Genomic DNA, 17,822 nt, shown 5'->3' with positions numbered 1-17,822 from the left:
AGGCAACGATCGGACATGGAAAAGAGAGTGTCGTGAGTGTAAGCGAAGAGGGTGGGAAAAGAATCGAACCGTGCCCAATGGAGTGATCTTGCCCCCTTCCTGTTACGTTTTGTCACATTTATACATAGTCACGGCATAGTCTGGGGCTAAAATGGCCCCAATCAGGTTTTTCTTCCTCACTCTTCATGGATCGTTCGATGAAAATGCGTATCTGGCTCGGCTTGGGCCTTCTTCTAATCGTGGTTGCCGGCGTCTGGGCGCTGCGTCACAGCGAACCCGCCGCCAAAGCACCGACCAGACAGGTCAATATCCGCACTCAAACCGTCAAGCAGAGTCTGGCCGAGCCGACCCTCAAGCTGGTGGGCAAGCTGGCAGCCAATCGCTCCGTCATCATCAGCCCCGAAGTGACCGGTCGCATCGTCAAGATTGCGGTGCAGTCGGGTCAGAGCGTGACGAAGGGGGAGACCCTGATCGCGCTGGATGCGGGCAAACAACAGGCGGAGCTGGCCGAGCAGAGCGCCAGTCTGCGCGACGAGAACCGCAAGCTGGGGGATATGCGCAAGCTGGTGGCCCGTGGCGCTGTGACCCAATCCGAGCTGGAAGGGCAGGAGGCCACCGTGGCCCAGGTGCAGGCGCGCCTCGATGCGGCCCGTTACGAGCTCTCCCTACGCACCTTGCAGGCACCCTTTGCCGGTACCGTGAGCCTGATTGACTTGAGCGAAGGGGCGCTGGTCAACAGCGGCGATACCTTGCTGCATCTCGATGAACTCGACAAGCTGCGCCTCGATCTGGCGGTGCCCGAGCGTTACCTCTCCCTGCTGCGACCGGGCATGGCGGTCACCGCTACCAGTACTGCCTGGCCGGATCAGCAATTCAACGGCACCCTGACCACCCTCGATAGCCGCGTCTCCAACGATACCCAGAACATCAAGGCGCGGGTGATAATCCCCAATGGCAACGGCCAGTTGCGCCCGGGCATGTTGCTCAATGTGGAGTTGGCGCTGCCCGCCCAGCAGCTCACCCTGATCCCCGCCCAGTCGGTGGAGTATGCCGGTGAGCAGCGCTTCGTCTATCGCCTCGAGGCCGATGGCCGGGTCAAGCGGGTGCCTGTGGTGCTCGGCGAGACCGAAGGGGAGACCGTCTGGGTCACCGAGGGGCTCAAAGTCGGCGATCGCATCGTGGTCGAGGGGCTGGTCAATCTGCGTGATGGGGTGCAGGTGCGCGATCTGGCCGAGGTGAATGGCTGATGTGGCTCTCCGATATCTCAGTACGCCGCCCGCTGGTGGCAGTGGTGCTCAGCGCCCTGCTCACCGTGTTTGGTCTGGTCGCCTTCAGCAAATTGACGGTGCGGGAGATGCCCGATGTGCAGATCCCCTCGGTCTCCATCAGCACCACCTATGAGGGGGCGGCTCCTTCGGTGATGGAGAGTCAGGTCACCAAGCCCATCGAGGATCAGCTATCCGGCATCAGCGGCATCAAGAACATCAACTCCATGACCCGCAAGGGACGCTCGATGATCACCGTCGAGTTCAAGCTCGGCTGGAACATGGTGGAGGGGATCTCCGATGTGCGCGATGCTATCTCGCGCGCGCGGCCACGGCTGCCCGATGATGTGGACGAGCCGCTGGTGACCAAGGACAGCGGCAACGGCGATGTGGCGATCTGGCTCAACTTCAGCAGCAGCCAGATGGATCGCACCGCCATGACCGACTACGCCAACCGTGTGCTGGTCGACCCCCTGAGTCTGGTGGACGGGGTGAGCGAAGTGGCGCTCTCCGGCGATCTGACCCAGGTGATGTATGTGCGGCTGCGCCCCGCCGACATGGCGGCCCGTGGCATCACGGTGAGCGATGTGGAAGATGCCCTCAAGCGGGAGAACATCGAGCTGCCGGGGGGGGAGATCCGCAACAACTCCATGACCATGGCGGTGCAGATCGCCCGGCTTTACCACACAGCGGAAGATTTCCAGCAACTGCAAGTCACCACCGCCGCCAATGGCCAGAGCGTCTATCTGGCCGATATCGCCGACGTGGAGGTGGGAGCCAAGAACGAAGACAGTGCCTATCAGCGCAACGGTAAGGAGAGTCTGGGTATCGGCATCGTCGCCCAGTCCACCGCCAACCCGCTGGCGGTGGCACAGGGGATCGAGAAGAAACTCGGCGAGATGCAGCGCTTCCTGCCGGAGGGGGCCAAGCTCGAGGTGGATTACGACTCCACCATCTTTATCAAGCAGGCCATCGACGAGGTGTATGAAACCCTGGCCATCTGCGCCGTGCTGGTGGTGGCGGTGCTCTATCTGTTCCTCGGGCAGGGGCGCACCACGCTTATTCCGGCCATCACGGTGCCGGTGTCGCTGATCTCCGCCTTTATCGGCGCTTGGTATTTCGGCTTTTCCATCAACCTCATTACCCTGCTGGCGCTGATCCTCGCCATCGGCTTGGTGGTGGATGACGCCATCGTGGTGGTGGAAAACATCCATCACCATCTGCAGCGGGGTGAACCGCCGCTGCTGGCCGCCTGGCACGGCACCCGCGAGGTGGGCTTTGCGGTCATCGCCACTACCGCCGTGCTGGTGATGGTGTTTGTCCCCATCGCCTTTATGGATGGCATGGTGGGGCGGCTCTTTACCGAGTTTGCGATATTGCTCTCCTTGGCGGTGCTCTGCTCCTCGCTGGTGGCGCTGACCCTGACCCCGGCCATGGGCTCCTGGCTGATGCGCCCGCTGGATAAACCGAACCGGCTGACTGCCGGGCTCGATCGCGGGCTCGGCTGGCTGGAGGGCCACTATCGCCACCTGCTGGTGTGGGTGCTGCGTCGCTCCCGCTGGACGCCGCTGGTGTTGCTGCTCTGTCTGGGCGGTATCGGCGCCCTCTTTACCCAACTGCCGACCAGCCTTACCCCGACCGAGGATCGCGGCGTCATCTATGTCTTCGTCAAGGGGGCAGAGGGGACCAGCATCGAGCGGATGAAGCGCAACATGCAGCAGGTGGAGTCCGCCATCATGCCGATGCTGGGCAAAGGGGTGGTGCAGGCGCTCAGTTTCAGTACCCCCGCCTTTGGCCGTGGCGGCGATCAGACCGGTATGGTGATCATCCAGCTCACCGACTGGGCCGATCGCGACGTCACCGCCACCGAGTTCTCTCGCTCGCTCGGCGCCAAGCTCTCCGGCATTCCCGATGTGATGATCCGCACCTTCCAGCCCGGTTTCCGGGGCGGTTCCACCGCTGCGGTGCAGTTCGTGTTGCAGGGCAACGACTATGCCGAGCTCTACCAGCAAGGGTTGGCACTGCAACAGGCGGCGCAGGGCAGCGGCCTGATGCTGAGCCCGGATCTCGACTACGCCGAGAAGACCCCCGAGCTGCAGGTGACCATCAATCGTGACAGCGCCAGCCAGCTCGGCATTCCGGTCTCCACCGTCGCCAACAGCTTGCAGACCCTGCTGGGCGGGGCGAGCAAGACCACCTATGTGGACAGGGGCGAGGAGTATGACGTCTACCTGCGTGGCAACCAGACCGAGTTCAACGGTATCTCGGATCTTGGTCGCATCTATCTAAAAGCCGCTAATGGCGAGATGGTCAGTCTCTCGACCCTGGCCACCGTCAAGCAGGTGGCGACCGCCAACCGCCTCAACCACTACCAGCGGCAAAAGGCGATCACCCTGACCGCCGACGTGCACCCCGACCACACCCTGGGTGAGGCGCTCGATTTCCTCGATGGCTGGGCCAACGCCAACCTGCCCACCGGCATGACGGTGGATTACGCCGGTGATTCCAAGGATTACCGCGACAATCAGGGGGAGATGGTGCTGGTGTTTGGCCTCGCCCTGCTGGTGGTCTATCTGGTGCTGGTGGCCCAGTTCGAGAGCACCCTGACCCCGGCGGTGGTGATGGTGACGGTGCCACTCGGCATCTTCGGCGGCCTGCTTGGCCTCTGGTTGACGGGGCAGGAGATGAGCATCTACAGCCAGATCGGGATGATCATGCTGATCGGCATGGTGACCAAGAACGGCATCCTCATCGTCGAGTTCATCAACCAGTTGCGTCAGCGCGGTGAAGGGTTCGAGGAGGCAATCATCGCAGGTTCGGTGCGCCGCTTGCGCCCCATCCTGATGACCTCGCTCACCGCCATTATCGGCGCGGTGCCGCTGATGCTCTCCATGGGGGCGGGCTACGAGAGCCGGATGGCAGTCGGCACAGTGGTCTTCTTCGGGTTGTCGCTGGCGACCCTGGTCACCCTGCTGGTTGTGCCCGCCATCTACCATCTGCTGGCGCGCCACGCTGGCATGACAGGGGCGCGGGATCAACAGGTAGACGAAGCGCTGGCCGCCAAGGGGGCAGGGGAGTCGCCCCCTCCGGTGCTCTGACCAGCATCCTGACCAGAACCCAAGCGGGGGCCAGTTATCAGCCTCCCTCATCACAAGGGCGCCTGCGGGCGCCCTTGCTATTGCTGGCGGCGGCCTATTCCTCGGGATCTATAGGGACAAAAAGCCATCGCTCCCCTTGGCCGCAACCGGTATAATGCGCGACCCGAATTTTTCCAGGTGTTCAAAATGCAGCCGGTACCCAACCTTTTCTCCTATCCCCGCTATTGGGCCGAGTGCTACGGCACGGCGCCCTTCCTGCCCATGTCCCGCAAAGAGATGGACAAGCTCGGTTGGGACAGCTGCGACGTTATTCTGGTGACGGGAGATGCCTATGTGGATCACCCGAGCTTCGGCATGGCAGTGATTGGCCGCATGCTCGAATCCCAGGGCTTTCGGGTCGGCATCATCGCCCAGCCGGACTGGTCATCGAAGGATGACTTTATGCGTCTGGGCAAACCGAACCTCTTCTTCGGGGTGACCGCGGGCAACATGGACTCCATGATCAACCGCTACACCTCTGATAAAAAGCTGCGCCACGACGACGCCTACACCCCGGGGGATGTGGGCGGCAAGCGGCCGGATCGCGCGACTCTGGTCTATACCCAGCGCTGCAAAGAGGCGTTCAAGGAGGTGCCGGTGCTGATCGGTGGCATCGAGGCCTCATTGCGCCGCATCGCTCACTACGACTACTGGTCCGAGACCATTCGCCGCTCCATCCTGCTCGATGCCAAGGCCGATATCCTGATTTACGGTAACGCCGAGCGGCCGCTCATCGAGGTGGCCCATCGCATCGCGGCGGGGGAGACCATCGACACCATGCAGGATATTCGCGGCACCGCCGTGATCCGCAAGGAGCCGCTGCCGGGCTGGAAAGGGGTGGATTCGAGCAAGCTCGACCAGATTGGCCGCATCGATCCCATCATGAACCCCTATATGGAAGGGGCGCCATGCTCGGACGACGCCACCGAAGCGGCACCTGCCGCGCAGGAAGCCCAACCTGTGCTGGTGCAGCCGGCCAAGCCCAAGCCGTGGGAAAAAACCTATGTGAAGCTGCCGGCGTTCGAGCGGGTCAAAGAGGACAAGGTGCTCTACGCCCACGCCTCGCGCATTTTGCACCACGAGACCAACCCCGGCTGTGCCCGCGCCCTGTCGCAGGCGCACGGCGATCGCATCGTCTGGGTCAACCCGCCCGCTTTCCCGCTCGAAACCGAGGAGATGGACGGCGTCTTCGGCCTGCCCTACCAGCGGGTGCCGCATCCCGCTTATGGCAACGAGAAGATCCCGGCCTTCGAGATGATCAAGACCTCGGTCAACATCATGCGCGGCTGCTTTGGCGGCTGCTCCTTCTGCTCCATCACCGAGCACGAAGGGCGCATCATCCAGAGCCGCTCGGAAGAGTCGATCCTGAAAGAGATCGAAGATATCCGCGACAAGGTGCCGGGCTTTACCGGCGTCATCTCGGATCTCGGCGGCCCCACCGCCAACATGTACAAGCTGCGTTGCAAGAGCCCCAAGGCCGAGCAGACCTGCCGTCGCGCCTCCTGTGTCTGGCCCACCATCTGCCCGCACATGGACACCGACCACAGCCCGACCATCAACCTCTATCGCAAGGCGCGTGACCTCAAGGGGATCAAGAAGATCCTCATCGCCTCCGGCGTGCGTTACGACATCGCGGTCGAAGATCCCCGCTATATCAAGGAGCTGGCCAAGTACCACGTCGGCGGCTACCTCAAGATCGCGCCGGAACACACCGAGGAGGGGCCGCTCTCCAAGATGATGAAGCCGGGCATGGGCAGCTACTACCAGTTCAAGGAGCTGTTCGACAAATACTCCAAAGAGGCGGGCAAGCAGCAGTACCTGATCCCCTACTTCATCTCCGCCCACCCGGGCACTACCGATGAAGACATGATCAATCTGGCGCTCTGGGTCAAAGAGAACCGCTTCAAGCTCGATCAGGTGCAGAACTTCTACCCGTCGCCGCTCGCCAACGCCACCACCATGTATTACACGGAGAAAAACCCGTTACACAAGGTGAGCCGCGAAGGGGGCGATGTGTTTGTCGCCAAGGGCGAGCGCCGTCGCCGCCTGCACAAGGCGCTACTGCGCTACCACGATCCTGCCGGTTGGCCGATGATCCGCGAAGCGCTGCTCGCAATGGGCAAGGGCCACCTGATTGGCAGTGGCCCCGGCTGTCTGGTGCCGGCGGAAGGGCGCAACGAGCGCGCCGCCAGCGGCAAGGGGATGAAACCGGCCCTGACTCGCCACAGTAACATTGCCCATCAGCGTGGTAATGGCACAGGCAACAAGCCGACGGGCGGCAAGCCGGTGGGTTCCCAGCTGCAGAAAGGGGCGGCTAATGGCAAACCGGCCGTACAGGGCGAAGGCAAGAATGCGGGTAAGAGTAAACCTGCCGGAAAACCCGCTCATAAGGGTAAAACCCCGACCCGCGCAGGCTCGGCCAAGCCGGGCGCCAAACCCGCCACTCAAGGCGGCAAGCCTGCGGCCAAAGGGAATGGTGCCAAGCGACCGGCACGGTGAGTTTTCTGATTGGAAAGCGATAGAAATAAAAAGGCGACCGGATGGTCGCCTTTTTTATTCGAATTGATCTAATAGTGAGCTAGGGTTACTACCATTTGGACTGATTAGTATTATCGCACCACCAGACATAGAAATGACTTTTGAAGCTATCTTGTACAACACCAATATAAAAAAGGCCAAAACAGTCATAAGATCTAATACCATAGGCATTACCTCCACCAACTTATTCAAAATAAATGCTTTATACCCGCATCAGTCCGTAGACAGGCATTTATTCGTCAGCTTATGGATCTCTATGGGTGGTGAGACCGGGTAACATCAAACTAACTGATTTCTTAGAAGCTTGTCAAGATAGCTGATCGTATGAAAATCACGTTCAATTTTCATACAAACCTGAGGAAGCTGTTCTATCAAAAAATCTTCATCGAATCGATCTAGAAGATAAGAAAGAGTTACAGTATCAATTCTTTTCAGTTTTCTATGTAAAACAGATGAACGTCGAATAAAGTCATTTCCTCTTAACTTTTCCACAACATCTATTAGGTGAGGACTGAATTCATCATTATCAGGGAATGTATTAAATAATCTAGAATTATTTAATTGTGATGGTACTAAACCACGAAGAAATGAATCACTGCTAACTATATAGCAATTATTTAACCTTAAACCATCAATCTTACAACGGTCTAGATTACAAGCATTTATTATGCATTCATTGAACTCTACATGACGTAGGCTACCCCCTCGGAAAAGAATCCCTCTTAATAATGAGGATTGAAAAACACTACCGGTTAGATTACACCATTTAAATGATGCTCCAATAAACGAAGTGTTGGTAAACTTTGACTGAAAGAAATTTGAGTGATAGCTGTGAGTTTTATTGAAGTTTTTATTTATGAAATTCCTGCCTGTCGTATCATGATTAATATAACTAAAAGCATTTTGATTCTTTTTATTTCTTGCCACGCTTTACACCTCGGGAATTCTGGGACACCCACTTTTTTGTGTGAGGCGTAACGTCACAAAATCTCACGCTACCGCCAGTGGATTACAGCTTCCAATATGCTCCATTGACCCGCGCTGGCTGCAACCCATCGCAGCTCAACAGGTTCTGGCTGGCCATGGTAAGCCAAACGAAACTGCCGAGGCGAGCCTTAACGTGATGTAACTATCAGAAACGTCTCGTTTTATGACCTCTATCAAACTCTTTATTTTCTGTACCTTTTCCGCCTGCCGGGCAGAGATCGGGCACTGGCTGCTGGCCATCCGGAGGCGGCACTTTACCGCTGGACCCCCTTGGATTGTTTTACTGGTGTAACGGATGACTTGTTCTGTGTTGCGCAAGCGCAACAATCCCATCGCGGTGCAAGGGGGGCGCAGGGGATGGGGAGGGAAAAGCAGCCCCTCCGATCTGAACGCTTGCGAGGAATCTCGGACACCCACCTTTTTGACAGTGACGTAGTGCTGGTCTTGACTTGAGAGGTCAGAATAGATTCTGGGACACCCACCTTTTTGACAGAGGCGTAGTGCTGGTCTTGACTTGAGAGGTCACCGTTGAGGGATGCGCCATGACCATTGCCCGTTCACGTCAAATCAGTTTGCAGGATACGCCTTACTACCACGTGGTCAGTCGCTGTGTGCGGCGAGCCTTTCTGTGTGGTGATGATGCCCATTCTGGCCAGAGTTACGAGCATCGGCGTCAGTGGGTGGTCGACAAGTTGGGGCAACTGTCGCGGCTGTTTGCAATCGGCATTTGTGCTTATGCGGTGATGAGCAATCACTATCATCTGGTGCTCAAGGTGGAGCCCGATACCGCGGCCAACTGGAGTGAGCGGGAAGTGGTTGAGCGCTGGGCGGCGCTTTTCCAGTTGCCGCTGTTGGTCAGGCGTTGGTATCAAGGGGAGATGTTGATCGAGCCTGAACTGGCTGTTGTGCTGCAATTGTTGGCCCAATGGCGGGAGCGGCTTCACTCCATCAGCTGGTTTATTCGGCTACTCAATGAAAATCTGGCCCGTCAGGCCAATCAGGAAGATGGTTGCAAGGGCCATTTCTGGGAGGGCCGCTTCAAGAGTCAGGCGTTGCTCACCGAATCAGCCTTGTTGGCCTGTATGGCGTATGTTGACCTCAATCCGATACGAGCGGCGTTGACCGATCGGCCAGAGCAGAGTGACTACACCAGTATCAAACAGCGCCTTGACGAGCCTGCTACTACTGAGGTGTTGCCACCACTTTTGCTGCCTTTTGCCAGCCAGGGGAAGCCTGAAGAGTTGCCCTATGCCTTCACCGACTACTTGATGCTGGTTGATTGGACTGGTCGTGCTATTCGGCCCGACAAGCGGGGTCATATTCCGGCCCAACTTGGGCCCATTCTGGGGCGGTTGGGCCTTGATGGTGTTCGCTGGTTGAAGCAGGTGACGCTGTTCAGGCGACAAGGGATTCGAGTTGTGGGAGACAGAGATCAATGCCAGCAGTTTGCCCACCACTGTGGCCAGCGGCGATGCCATCAACCACGGCTTTGATTGCTTCGCGTCCACCCTGCCGATAGTTCTGGATATTGCACACAGTTCAGTGAATGGCTGTGCAGGGGTTGCTGCTTTCTAAACCTGAAAATCTCTCCCACCAGCCGACTTTTGCGGGCATCAGCTCGAATGCATTCACCCTTATGGTGCCTGCAACTGCGCGATAGTGGCTTGTTCCAAAAGGTGGGTGTCCTAATTGAAGGCTGCCCTCCGATCCGGCGCTACGACATGACTGACAAGGCCGCAAGCAGGCGGTTTACTCGATACGCACCACATCGGGATGGGGGGCGCTGGCGGCTTCGTGATAGATATCGTCAAGCCAGCGCGGGATCTCATCTTCGGTCAGAAAGTCGGGAATAAGCACATCGCGGATGCGCGAGTATTTGCGCTCGGGCAGGCTGACGTTAAATAGCAGCCACTGCTCCCCCTCCCGTTTCACCCCGACCAGTCGGCCAAAGACGCTGAATATCATCATGCCAAACCTCCTTCTCACTCTGTTTGCCGGATCCGATTTAATGATCTGTTGTGCCCGTCGGCCTTGTCGTCCTATGCCATCCGGTGCCTGATCCCGCTCTGACGCCTCGCTCAATACCACGCCAATATGGCATCGAACATGCGGGTATGGGTCACCTGCAGATTGTCCGCCTTGAGTGCAATGGCGGCGCTATAGAGCTGGGCGCCGGGCTCATCATGACACTGTACCAGATAGTTTTTATGGCGACAGGCTCCATAGAGGGACAGGCTTTTTCTCGCACAATGGCCGAGAAACAGCACGCCGCCAAGGCCGATCATCAGGCTGCATATATCCAGCAGATTGATATCCATCAGATTGACGGCGGGCAGGGCAAATTGTGCCTCGGCTTGCTGCGCGAGTTCATAGAGTGACACGGCAAACATGGCGCCGCAGAGCAGCAGTTTGAGGCGGGCGAGGCGGGTGAGTTTGGTCTGCATCACTTCCGGCGAGACAAAATAGAGGTTCTCCAGATGCCGCCTCTGCTCCTTGATAAGGATCCCGCGCACATTGACATCAACCTCGACCTGGGTCGATTCGCGATAGACCAGCCCCTGTCTTTCCCAATCGTTTGCCAGCATGGCAACCAGCACCGGATAGAGAACAACGGCGAGGCCGCAATAAATCGGCAGCGCATTGTATCCGCTGGATATCAACCCAACTGACAATATTGCGAATATATAGGGCGATAAGGCTTTGAGTGCAATTGATGATTTCATCATTATACATCCATAAATAACGCGTTTTATAAGCGCCGATAGCGCACAGGCAATCATGGTCGCCGCCAATAAATGACAGCTGCCAAATATGGTTGTGGCTATGGCTTTAGACAGCAGCAATAAAGCTCGGCGAATAGTCTGAAATAGACTATCCCATGCTTTGCAACAGGGATAAGAGAGCAATAGTAAGCCAAACGAAGCCGCTGTGACAGTGGTCCGGATGGCATAAATCTGTGGGCCGCCTTCGAAATGAAATCACAATCTGTCGCTGCTCTGGCTCCCGCCATACCAAAATCCCCGAGAGCAGAGCGCTTTCGGGGAAACCCCTTTTACGGGATACCTACCTTTTGGATTGCAGAGACAAGCTGTCAACAGCCAGCGCGCTAATGGCAGGCTGGATCTGCGGGGGAAATCCTGCGATGGTGCGGGCAGTTATCCGCTTGTACCGTTATCGAGTGAAAAGGAGTTGAGATGCGCATTGCCATGATTGGTCTGGGGGATATCGCCCAGAAAGCCTATCTGCCGCTGCTTGCCAGCGACGAGCGGGTCACCCCGCTGCTCTGCACCCGCAATCCAGCGGTGCTGGAGAAGCTGGCCCGCCAGTATCGGGTCGCCGAGTGCTTTATCGATGTGGCGGCCATGCTGGCCAGTCGCCCCGACGCCGTGATGATCCACGCCGCCACTGCGGTGCATAGCCAGATTGCCGAGCAGTGCCTGCGCGCCGGTATCCCCACCTTTGTTGACAAGCCGTTGTGCGACAATCTGGCCGAGGCCGAAGCGCTGGCCAATCTCGCCGTGGCGCAAGATTGCGCCCTCTTTACCGGCTTTAACCGCCGTTATTTGCCCGCGATGGCCGAGGCCCGTGCCCAGCCGCTCACCGAGCTCAACTGGCAAAAACACCGCTTCGCCCTCCCCGGCAAGGCGCGAGATTTCTTGTTCGACGACTTTATCCATGTGCTCGACAGCCTCTGCTTCTATGGCGGCGTGCCACAGGGGGACTTCCATGCGGTATTGCGGCCCTGTGCGCAGGACAAGCGTCTGTTGGCCGGAGTAAGCGTCAGCTGGCAACGCGGGGATCGTGCCATCAGCGGCAGCATGAACCGCAGCGCCGGGATCACCGAGGAGCGTATCGATGCCTACGGCGACAACCTCTCGCTGCACCTTGAGAACTGCACCCGCGGCATCATCGCCCGCGACAAGCAGGCCGAGATGCTGGCCCCCAACGACTGGCAGCCGGTACTGGCCCAGCGCGGCTTTGCCGCCATGCTGGAGCACTGGTATCAGCAGATTGAAATCGGCAAGGCAGATAGCGAGCTGATCGCCTCCTACCTGCATGGTCACCGGTTGGCGGAGCAATTGGTCGCGCAGGCTGAAGAGCAGGGATAACGTTGGCTGGCAGTGCGAGGGATATGAATACGAGGTGCGTGAGCAATGCGCACCCAAAAACAACGGGGCCGCAGTTGCGGCCCCCGTTTTATGGGATCAGATGCACTTCACCGGCTTGGGCAGGCCGCCAATCTTGGTCGCCTGCTTGGCGGGTCCTTCCGGGAACAGCTTGTAGAGGTAGCGGCTGTTGCCCTTCTCGGGGCCGTACTGCTTCTCCATCGCCTTGACCAGCGCGCGGATGGCGGGGGAGGTGTTGAACTCCAGATAGAAGGCGCGCACAAAGCGCACCACTTCCCAGTGCGGCTCCTCCAGCTCGATCCCCTCCTGCGCAGCCAGCACCAGCGCCAGCTCCTCGCTCCAGTCGCTGCTGTTGAGCAGGTAACCCTTGGCATCGGTCTTTATGAGTTGGCCGTTGAATTCCAGCTGATGTTGTTCGGACGCAGACATGGGGCTCCTCGCTAATGGGGCTATCAGGATTGGGCGGGCATGGTAGCGCCTTGATCCCCGGTGAGCAACCGGCTCTCGTTGGCCAGATGCAGCAACTGATCCGCCAGCTCGCTGATCAAGTTGAGCTGCTGGGTCAGCATCAGCTGCTCCTCGCTGCACTCTTTGTCGCCATCCGTGGTGAGCAGCAGGTTCTTGCTGCCGATGGAGCTGGAGGGGGTGCCCGCCAGATGACCGGCGGCCTGCTCCAGGGTGTGGCAGATATGGTGGCGCATCTCATCCAGCCCGTTGACGGCCTCCAGCTTGTCGCGATGGGCCCCCAGCGCCGAGATGTAGGAGAGCAGGGCGTGGTTGCGCCAGGTGAGGGTAAAGCAGAGATCGAGGAAGCGGCGGCGCTTTTGCGGCTCCACCAGCATGCTCTGCCAAGCGGTCGCCAGCTCGCTGTCTGCCAGATGGGCGCTCTTGCGCGCCACCCGATAGTCGATGGACTCGTCCCGCTGTTGGGTGAGGCTCGCCAGCACCGCCGAGAGGTAGCGGGCGTTGGCCGACAGCGAATTGGCGATAAGCGTTGGCAGCCGTTTGTATTGCCAGTCCGGCCACAGCCAAGCCACCAGCCCGTAGGAGATGAGGCAGCCGAGCAGGGTATCGAGCAGACGCGGCCCCAGAATGGCAAAGCCGATGCCATCGAGCAGGTTGAACGCCATCAGCACGTAGAGGGTGATAAAGCAGACCGCGGCGCTGTAGTTGTTGCGCACCTGGGTGAAGAACAGGAAGGCGGCGAGCCCCATCACCACCAGCTGGATGTGCAGTTCGGGGAATAGCCAGAGCACCGGAATGCCCACCAGAATACCGGCGAAGGTGCCGAGCATCCGCTGCACCAGTCGGCGACGAGTGGCGCTGTAGCTGGGCTGGCAGACAAACAGCACGGTGAGCAAAATCCAGTAGCCCTTATCCATATCAAAGGCTTGCAATATGCCGTAGCCAATCACCAGCCCAAGGGAGAGGCGCAGCGCATGGCGAAACACCATGGAGTGCAAGGTGAGGTGCTGCTTGAGCTGGGTCAGCAGTGGCAGGCGGGGCGGCTTGGCCAGCGCGGGCAGCTCTTGCTGCGGCTGCTCGGGGTTTTGCAGCACTTCGGCGCTGCCCAGCAGCTGGTTGATGCTGGCCAGATTGCGGCGCAGGAACTTCATCGGCGTCAGCAGGGTTTTCGGGTAGTGCTGCTTGAGATTGGTGAACTCCAGCTGATCGCCAAGGGCCTGAAGTGTCCAGTGAATGCGCTTGTTATGGCTGTAGGGCTTGTGCACCAAAATGGCGTAGCCCAAGCTCTGGCACGCCTCGGAGAGTTGCAGGAACAGCTCCTGAAATCCTTCCAGCACTATGCCCTGCTTGAGCTCCGCTTCCAGTCGGCTGTAGGGGTAGTGGCTGGAGGTGGCGCGCTCGTGAATTTCCAGCGCCAGCAGGTAGAGGCGCAGCAGGCTGGCAAGTTCGGGGCTGGCCGGATGGCGGCGGCTCAGACGGGCATTGAGGGCCGACTTGGTGAGGGTCAGCGCACTCACCAGATTGATGTTGAGCTGGGCCAAATTGTGGCGAATGGCCTGGGCGCCGTGCTCGTCCGCCGGGAAGAAGCGGGACTTTTCCAGCAGGTAGCGGCCAAGGGCGAAGTAGCTCTGGGCCAGTTGCTCGTGCAGGGTTTTGTAGGGCAGCAGCCAGAGCCAGATAAACGAGACCAGTCCGTACCAGAGGGCGCCAGCGCCGAGCGCCAGCGGCTGATAGAAGAGATCCGGCGCCTTGGCGGCTCCCAGCATGGTGTAGATGGCGATCAGCAACGAGCCAAAACTGATGGTGGCGTAGCGGGCACCGAGCGCCCCCACCATCACGAAGATAAAGGTGGAGCTGGCCAGTCCGATGGCAAACAGCCAGGGGGTGGGGTAGAGATACTGCACGCACAGGGACGCGAACATGAAGCAAATCAGCGTCATGGCGAGGTTTTTCAGGCGTCCCCACAGGCTGTCGTCGGTTTCGGCGATGGCACCCGCCACCACTCCGAGGGAGAGCAGCACGGTGAGCTGGATATTGCCGGTGGCCAGGGTGAAGGCGAGCAGACCGAGAATGGCCAGCAGCACCTTGAGGGCGAAGTAGATGTGACTATCGGTCAGCAGTCGGCGTAACAAACCGGAGAAGTCCATGGGCATGCTAGGCACCACCCTTGAGCGAAGCAAAATCGATGTGACTATCAGTCAGCAGTCGGCGCAGCAGGCCAGAGAGATCCATCGGCATGAGACAGGTGAAACCCTTGATCGAAACGAGAGCGAGATAGTAACCCGCCAAGCGCGAAGTGGCCCTGATCCAAATCAGGGCCACTTCGCTTCATATCCTTGATTTACAACTTATCCTGACAAAAATCGGCGCCAATAAAAACCCCGCCGAAGCGGGGTTTCTGATTAGTTGCGGTTGCCGCCAAGCAAGCTCAGCAAACTCAGGAAGATGTTGTAGATGGAAACATACAGGGTGACAGTCGCAGAGATGTAGTTGGTCTCGCCGCCGCGCACGATCTGCTGGGTCGTCAGCAGGATGGCGCCGGAAGAGAACAGCATGAACATGGCGGACAGGGCCAGGCTAAGGGCGCTCATCTGCAGGAAGATGTTGGCCACCATGGCCACCAGCAATACCCAGAAACCGACGAACAGCATGCCGCCGATGAAGGAGAGGTCACGCTTGGTGGTCAGGGCATAGGCCGACAGACCGAAGAAGGTGAGCGCGGTGCCGCCAAGGGCGGTCATCACGATCTCGCCACCATCATTGTTCATGTACATGTTGATGATGGGGCCCAGGCTATAGCCCAGCAGACCGGTCAGGGCGAAGGTGAATACCAGCCCCATGCCGTTGTTGCGATTCTTCTCGGTCAGGAACATCAGACCGTAGACGCCGATCAGGAACACGGCCCAGTGCAGCGGCGGCATGTTCATCACGGTAGCGATGCCCGCCACCACGGCAGAGAAGCCCAGAGTGAGGGAGAGCAGCATATAGGTGTTACGCAGTACCTTGTTGGTATCGCGTACGGCACTTTGGGTGCCAGTGTAGATAGAACGGGTATCCATCTTGGGTGTCCTCTTGATGTCCGGGTGAGACGGCGAGCGGCCGCCTCGTGATCGCTGTTTGTTACTGCATGTTTACGCATTGTATGTAGAACAAATAGGGATGACGAGGAACAATTTCAAGCCACCTGCCATTTTGCTCCCGCACACTATCCCACAGGAAATATGTATTGCATATGAACAAGGGCTTAGCGTAGTATGCACGCCGTTCGGAGGGGTGGCAGAGCGGCTGAATGCACCGGTCTTGAAAACCGGCGATGGGCGACCATCCGTGGGTTCAAATCCCACCTCCTCCGCCATATCAAGAAAAAGCCCAAGCGATTCAATCGCTTGGGCTTTTTCGTATCTGCATTTTGGCGGTAAAGGCATGGCCCAACGCTGGAAGGCGTCAGGCCATGGGGTCTAGTGTGGCTGATGATGCAATAAGCCTGCTGCCACCATCGCGGTGGTCGCGACTGCGCTGCAGCGTGCAGAGTCCGTACAGCCTGTGGACTCCTGAGCTGTCTGCCCGTTACGTTGGTAGATGGAGACCCCCTCCTTTATCGTCTCTTCGATCCGGATATCCGCCAAAGTCTCGGGTTTGACCTTGAGCGGGTTTGCCGAGAGCACCACCAGGTCAGCCAGCTTGCCGACCTCCAGAGACCCCTTGTCGTGTTCCTCCTTGTATTGGGTTGCCGCCCACAATGTCTGTGCCTTCAATCCATCCAGAGCGGAGACCCGTTGATCCGGCCCGATAAGGCGCCCGGTACGACTGACCCGGTTGACGGTCGCATAATAGACCCGCATGGCGTCAGGTAATGCCACGGGGGAGTCATGGTGCGAGGTGAAAATCATCCCCAGTTCACGGGCCCATCCGGTGGGAGAGATATGTTGCGCCCGCTCTTTGCCAAGCACAGAGTCACTGTGCCAATCACCCCAGTAGAAGGTATGCATCGGAAAGAAGGAGGGGAAGATGCCGAGTCGCTGGAATGAGGCGACCTGATCCTTGCGGGCGGTCTGGGCATGGATGGCGACAAAGCCGCGATCCGGCTTGCCATGTTGCTTCTCGCTGGCCTCAATCCCCTTGATCAGCTGATCGATGGCCGCATCACCGTTGACGTGGGTGAGCAGTTGCCAACCATTGCGCTGCGCCAGTTCGATGTAGTGGGCGGCCTGTTCGTCGCTCATGCTGGGGTAGCCCTTGTAATCGGCTTTTTGCCCGGCAGGGGGAACAAAATAGGGCTGGGTCAGCCAGGCGGTTTTTCCCTGGGGGGAGCCATCGAGGTTGAGTTTGGCTCCCGCGACGCGGAACCCGTTCATGTAGTTGCTGGAGTAGTAGGGAGGGGCGATGACATCCCGCGCAATCTGGATATCGGGATAGGCCGCGACATCGAGGGGCAGCTTGGCTTTCTGGGCCAGCTGGTACATGGTCTTGACCGCGGACGTAGAGGCGCGTCCCTCCTGAGCCGTGGTGTAACCGAAGCTGGCATAGAGTGTCATGCCTGCCTTGAAAATCGCCTCGTTCTCTCTGTCATTCAAGTTGGCGAACATCGACATCAAGGTGCCAAAGAAGGCCGTTTCTTCCAGTACCCCATTGGGCGTTTTGCCGTCCGCTTCACGGCGGATCTTGCCCCCTTCCGGATCCTTGCTGTCAGGCCCGAATCCGGCCAGCGCCAGCGCCTTGCTATTGAGGGTTGCGAGGTGACCCGACTGATGAATGATGAGCACCGGGAGATCCTGCGATACGGCATCGAGCTCCTGACGGGTGGGATGGCGCCCCTCCTTGAGCTGGGAGTCGTCATAACCGAAACCCAGTATGATCCCGTGCGCCTTGTTTTGCGGCTTGGCGACCCAGTTTCGCAGCGATTGTTGCAGGGACGCAATGCTGTTTACCGCCCCATCTGGCGGTGCCAGCAGATTGGCGGAGAGCGCCTGGATCCCGGTATTGAACACATGACCATGGGCATCGATAAAGCCCGGGATCAGGGTCTTGCCCTGCAGGTCGACCACCCGGGTTCCTTCGTCACGCAGCGTGAGGATATCGCGCTCGCTGCCCAGCGCCAGGATCCGGCCATCCTTGATGGCCAGCGCCTGCGCCGTCGGAGCCGCATCATTGACGGTAACGATATCGCCACCGAGATAAATGGTCTGGGCGGTGGGTTTTGCCGGGCTTGCGGCATTGGCCGAACTGGCCGCCAGCAAGGCGAGGGCGATAGGGGTGATTTTCATGTGACATGCTCCATGCTGAAAGGTCACTGGGGGGAAGGA

At 58.7% G+C, this 17,822-nt stretch carries 12 protein-coding genes and 1 tRNA gene; 6 read left to right on the top strand and 7 right to left on the bottom strand.

The features are described from left to right. Nucleotides 1–197 precede the first annotated feature (197 nt). The 3 genes from BSP75_RS12400 to BSP75_RS12390 all read left to right on the top strand — a co-directional run bounded on the left by BSP75_RS12400 (nt 198) and on the right by BSP75_RS12390 (nt 6,901). Nucleotides 198–1,247: an efflux RND transporter periplasmic adaptor subunit gene (locus tag BSP75_RS12400; protein WP_075113394.1), complete on the top strand. Its 1,050-nt coding sequence runs from the start codon at nt 198–200 to the stop codon at nt 1,245–1,247. Beyond that, the gene (locus BSP75_RS12395) at nt 1,247–4,363 is read left to right on the top strand and encodes an efflux RND transporter permease subunit (protein WP_075113393.1); all 3,117 of its coding nucleotides are present in this window, start codon (nt 1,247–1,249) and stop codon (nt 4,361–4,363) included. Before BSP75_RS12400 ends, BSP75_RS12395 begins: the two co-directional genes overlap by 1 nt. A gap of 186 nt (nt 4,364–4,549) precedes the next feature. Continuing rightward, on the top strand, nt 4,550–6,901 hold the full coding sequence (locus BSP75_RS12390; RefSeq protein WP_075113392.1) for a YgiQ family radical SAM protein: 2,352 nt from the start codon (nt 4,550–4,552) through the stop codon (nt 6,899–6,901). Between the two features lie 318 nt (nt 6,902–7,219). Here BSP75_RS12390 and BSP75_RS12385 read toward each other — a convergent pair whose 3' ends face one another. Then, on the bottom strand, nt 7,220–7,867 hold the full coding sequence (locus tag BSP75_RS12385) for a pentapeptide repeat-containing protein (RefSeq protein ID WP_075113391.1): 648 nt from the start codon (nt 7,865–7,867) through the stop codon (nt 7,220–7,222). 602 nt (nt 7,868–8,469) lie between these two features. Here BSP75_RS12385 and BSP75_RS12375 point away from each other — a divergent pair. Continuing rightward, the gene (locus BSP75_RS12375) at nt 8,470–9,420 is read left to right on the top strand and encodes a transposase (protein ID WP_083617158.1); all 951 of its coding nucleotides are present in this window, start codon (nt 8,470–8,472) and stop codon (nt 9,418–9,420) included. Between the two features lie 256 nt (nt 9,421–9,676). Here the strand turns inward: BSP75_RS12375 and BSP75_RS12370 are convergent, their stop codons facing one another. Continuing rightward, nucleotides 9,677–9,895 carry a hypothetical protein gene (locus BSP75_RS12370; protein WP_075113388.1) on the bottom strand — a complete coding sequence of 73 codons (219 nt, stop codon included), beginning with the start codon at nt 9,893–9,895 and terminating at the stop codon, nt 9,677–9,679. A gap of 110 nt (nt 9,896–10,005) precedes the next feature. Next, nucleotides 10,006–10,512: a hypothetical protein gene (locus tag BSP75_RS12365; protein ID WP_253186632.1), complete on the bottom strand. Its 507-nt coding sequence runs from the start codon at nt 10,510–10,512 to the stop codon at nt 10,006–10,008. A 609-nt stretch (nt 10,513–11,121) separates the two neighbouring features. On the opposite strand from BSP75_RS12365, the gene BSP75_RS12360 reads away from it, so the two are divergent. Next, on the top strand, nt 11,122–12,036 hold the full coding sequence (locus BSP75_RS12360; protein WP_075113386.1) for a Gfo/Idh/MocA family oxidoreductase: 915 nt from the start codon (nt 11,122–11,124) through the stop codon (nt 12,034–12,036). A gap of 96 nt (nt 12,037–12,132) precedes the next feature. Here BSP75_RS12360 and BSP75_RS12355 read toward each other — a convergent pair whose 3' ends face one another. The 3 genes from BSP75_RS12355 to BSP75_RS12345 form a co-directional block, all read right to left on the bottom strand. Further along, entirely contained in the window at nt 12,133–12,483 is a 351-nt protein-coding gene (locus BSP75_RS12355; protein ID WP_042061983.1) for a TusE/DsrC/DsvC family sulfur relay protein, read from the bottom strand. Between the two features lie 23 nt (nt 12,484–12,506). After that, nucleotides 12,507–14,672: a YccS family putative transporter gene (gene yccS / locus BSP75_RS12350; protein WP_075113385.1), complete on the bottom strand. Its 2,166-nt coding sequence runs from the start codon at nt 14,670–14,672 to the stop codon at nt 12,507–12,509. Nucleotides 14,673–14,921: 249 nt separating this feature from the next. Continuing rightward, entirely contained in the window at nt 14,922–15,578 is a 657-nt protein-coding gene (locus BSP75_RS12345) for a Bax inhibitor-1/YccA family protein (RefSeq protein WP_075113384.1), read from the bottom strand. A 208-nt stretch (nt 15,579–15,786) separates the two neighbouring features. Here BSP75_RS12345 and BSP75_RS12340 point away from each other — a divergent pair. After that, nucleotides 15,787–15,874 (top strand) — tRNA-Ser (locus BSP75_RS12340). A 103-nt stretch (nt 15,875–15,977) separates the two neighbouring features. On the opposite strand, the gene BSP75_RS12335 is transcribed toward BSP75_RS12340, so the two are convergent. Beyond that, the gene (locus BSP75_RS12335) at nt 15,978–17,783 is read right to left on the bottom strand and encodes an amidohydrolase (RefSeq protein ID WP_075113383.1); all 1,806 of its coding nucleotides are present in this window, start codon (nt 17,781–17,783) and stop codon (nt 15,978–15,980) included. Between the last annotated feature and the right edge of the window lie 39 nt (nt 17,784–17,822).

The sequence above is a fragment of the Aeromonas sp. YN13HZO-058 genome (assembly GCF_001921245.1).
GTDB classification, from domain to species: domain Bacteria; phylum Pseudomonadota; class Gammaproteobacteria; order Enterobacterales; family Aeromonadaceae; genus Aeromonas; species Aeromonas allosaccharophila.
Note: the sequence above shows the minus strand (reverse complement) of the source record. Positions and strands in the feature narration are given on the sequence as shown.

What these genes read in the sequence shown, in the direction of transcription:
- BSP75_RS12400 (WP_075113394.1), top strand. Translation starts at nt 198, where the DNA reads ATGAAAATGCGTATCTGGCTCGGCTTGGGCCTTCTTCTAATCGTGGTT.
- BSP75_RS12395 (WP_075113393.1), top strand. Translation starts at nt 1,247, where the DNA reads ATGTGGCTCTCCGATATCTCAGTACGCCGCCCGCTGGTGGCAGTGGTG.
- BSP75_RS12390 (WP_075113392.1), top strand. Translation starts at nt 4,550, where the DNA reads ATGCAGCCGGTACCCAACCTTTTCTCCTATCCCCGCTATTGGGCCGAG.
- BSP75_RS12375 (WP_083617158.1), top strand. Translation starts at nt 8,470, where the DNA reads ATGACCATTGCCCGTTCACGTCAAATCAGTTTGCAGGATACGCCTTAC.
- BSP75_RS12370 (WP_075113388.1), bottom strand. Translation starts at nt 9,895, where the DNA reads ATGATGATATTCAGCGTCTTTGGCCGACTGGTCGGGGTGAAACGGGAG.
- BSP75_RS12365 (WP_253186632.1), bottom strand. Translation starts at nt 10,512, where the DNA reads ATGCTGGCAAACGATTGGGAAAGACAGGGGCTGGTCTATCGCGAATCG.
- BSP75_RS12360 (WP_075113386.1), top strand. Translation starts at nt 11,122, where the DNA reads ATGCGCATTGCCATGATTGGTCTGGGGGATATCGCCCAGAAAGCCTAT.
- BSP75_RS12355 (WP_042061983.1), bottom strand. Translation starts at nt 12,483, where the DNA reads ATGTCTGCGTCCGAACAACATCAGCTGGAATTCAACGGCCAACTCATA.
- yccS (WP_075113385.1), bottom strand. Translation starts at nt 14,672, where the DNA reads ATGCCCATGGACTTCTCCGGTTTGTTACGCCGACTGCTGACCGATAGT.
- BSP75_RS12345 (WP_075113384.1), bottom strand. Translation starts at nt 15,578, where the DNA reads ATGGATACCCGTTCTATCTACACTGGCACCCAAAGTGCCGTACGCGAT.
- BSP75_RS12335 (WP_075113383.1), bottom strand. Translation starts at nt 17,783, where the DNA reads ATGAAAATCACCCCTATCGCCCTCGCCTTGCTGGCGGCCAGTTCGGCC.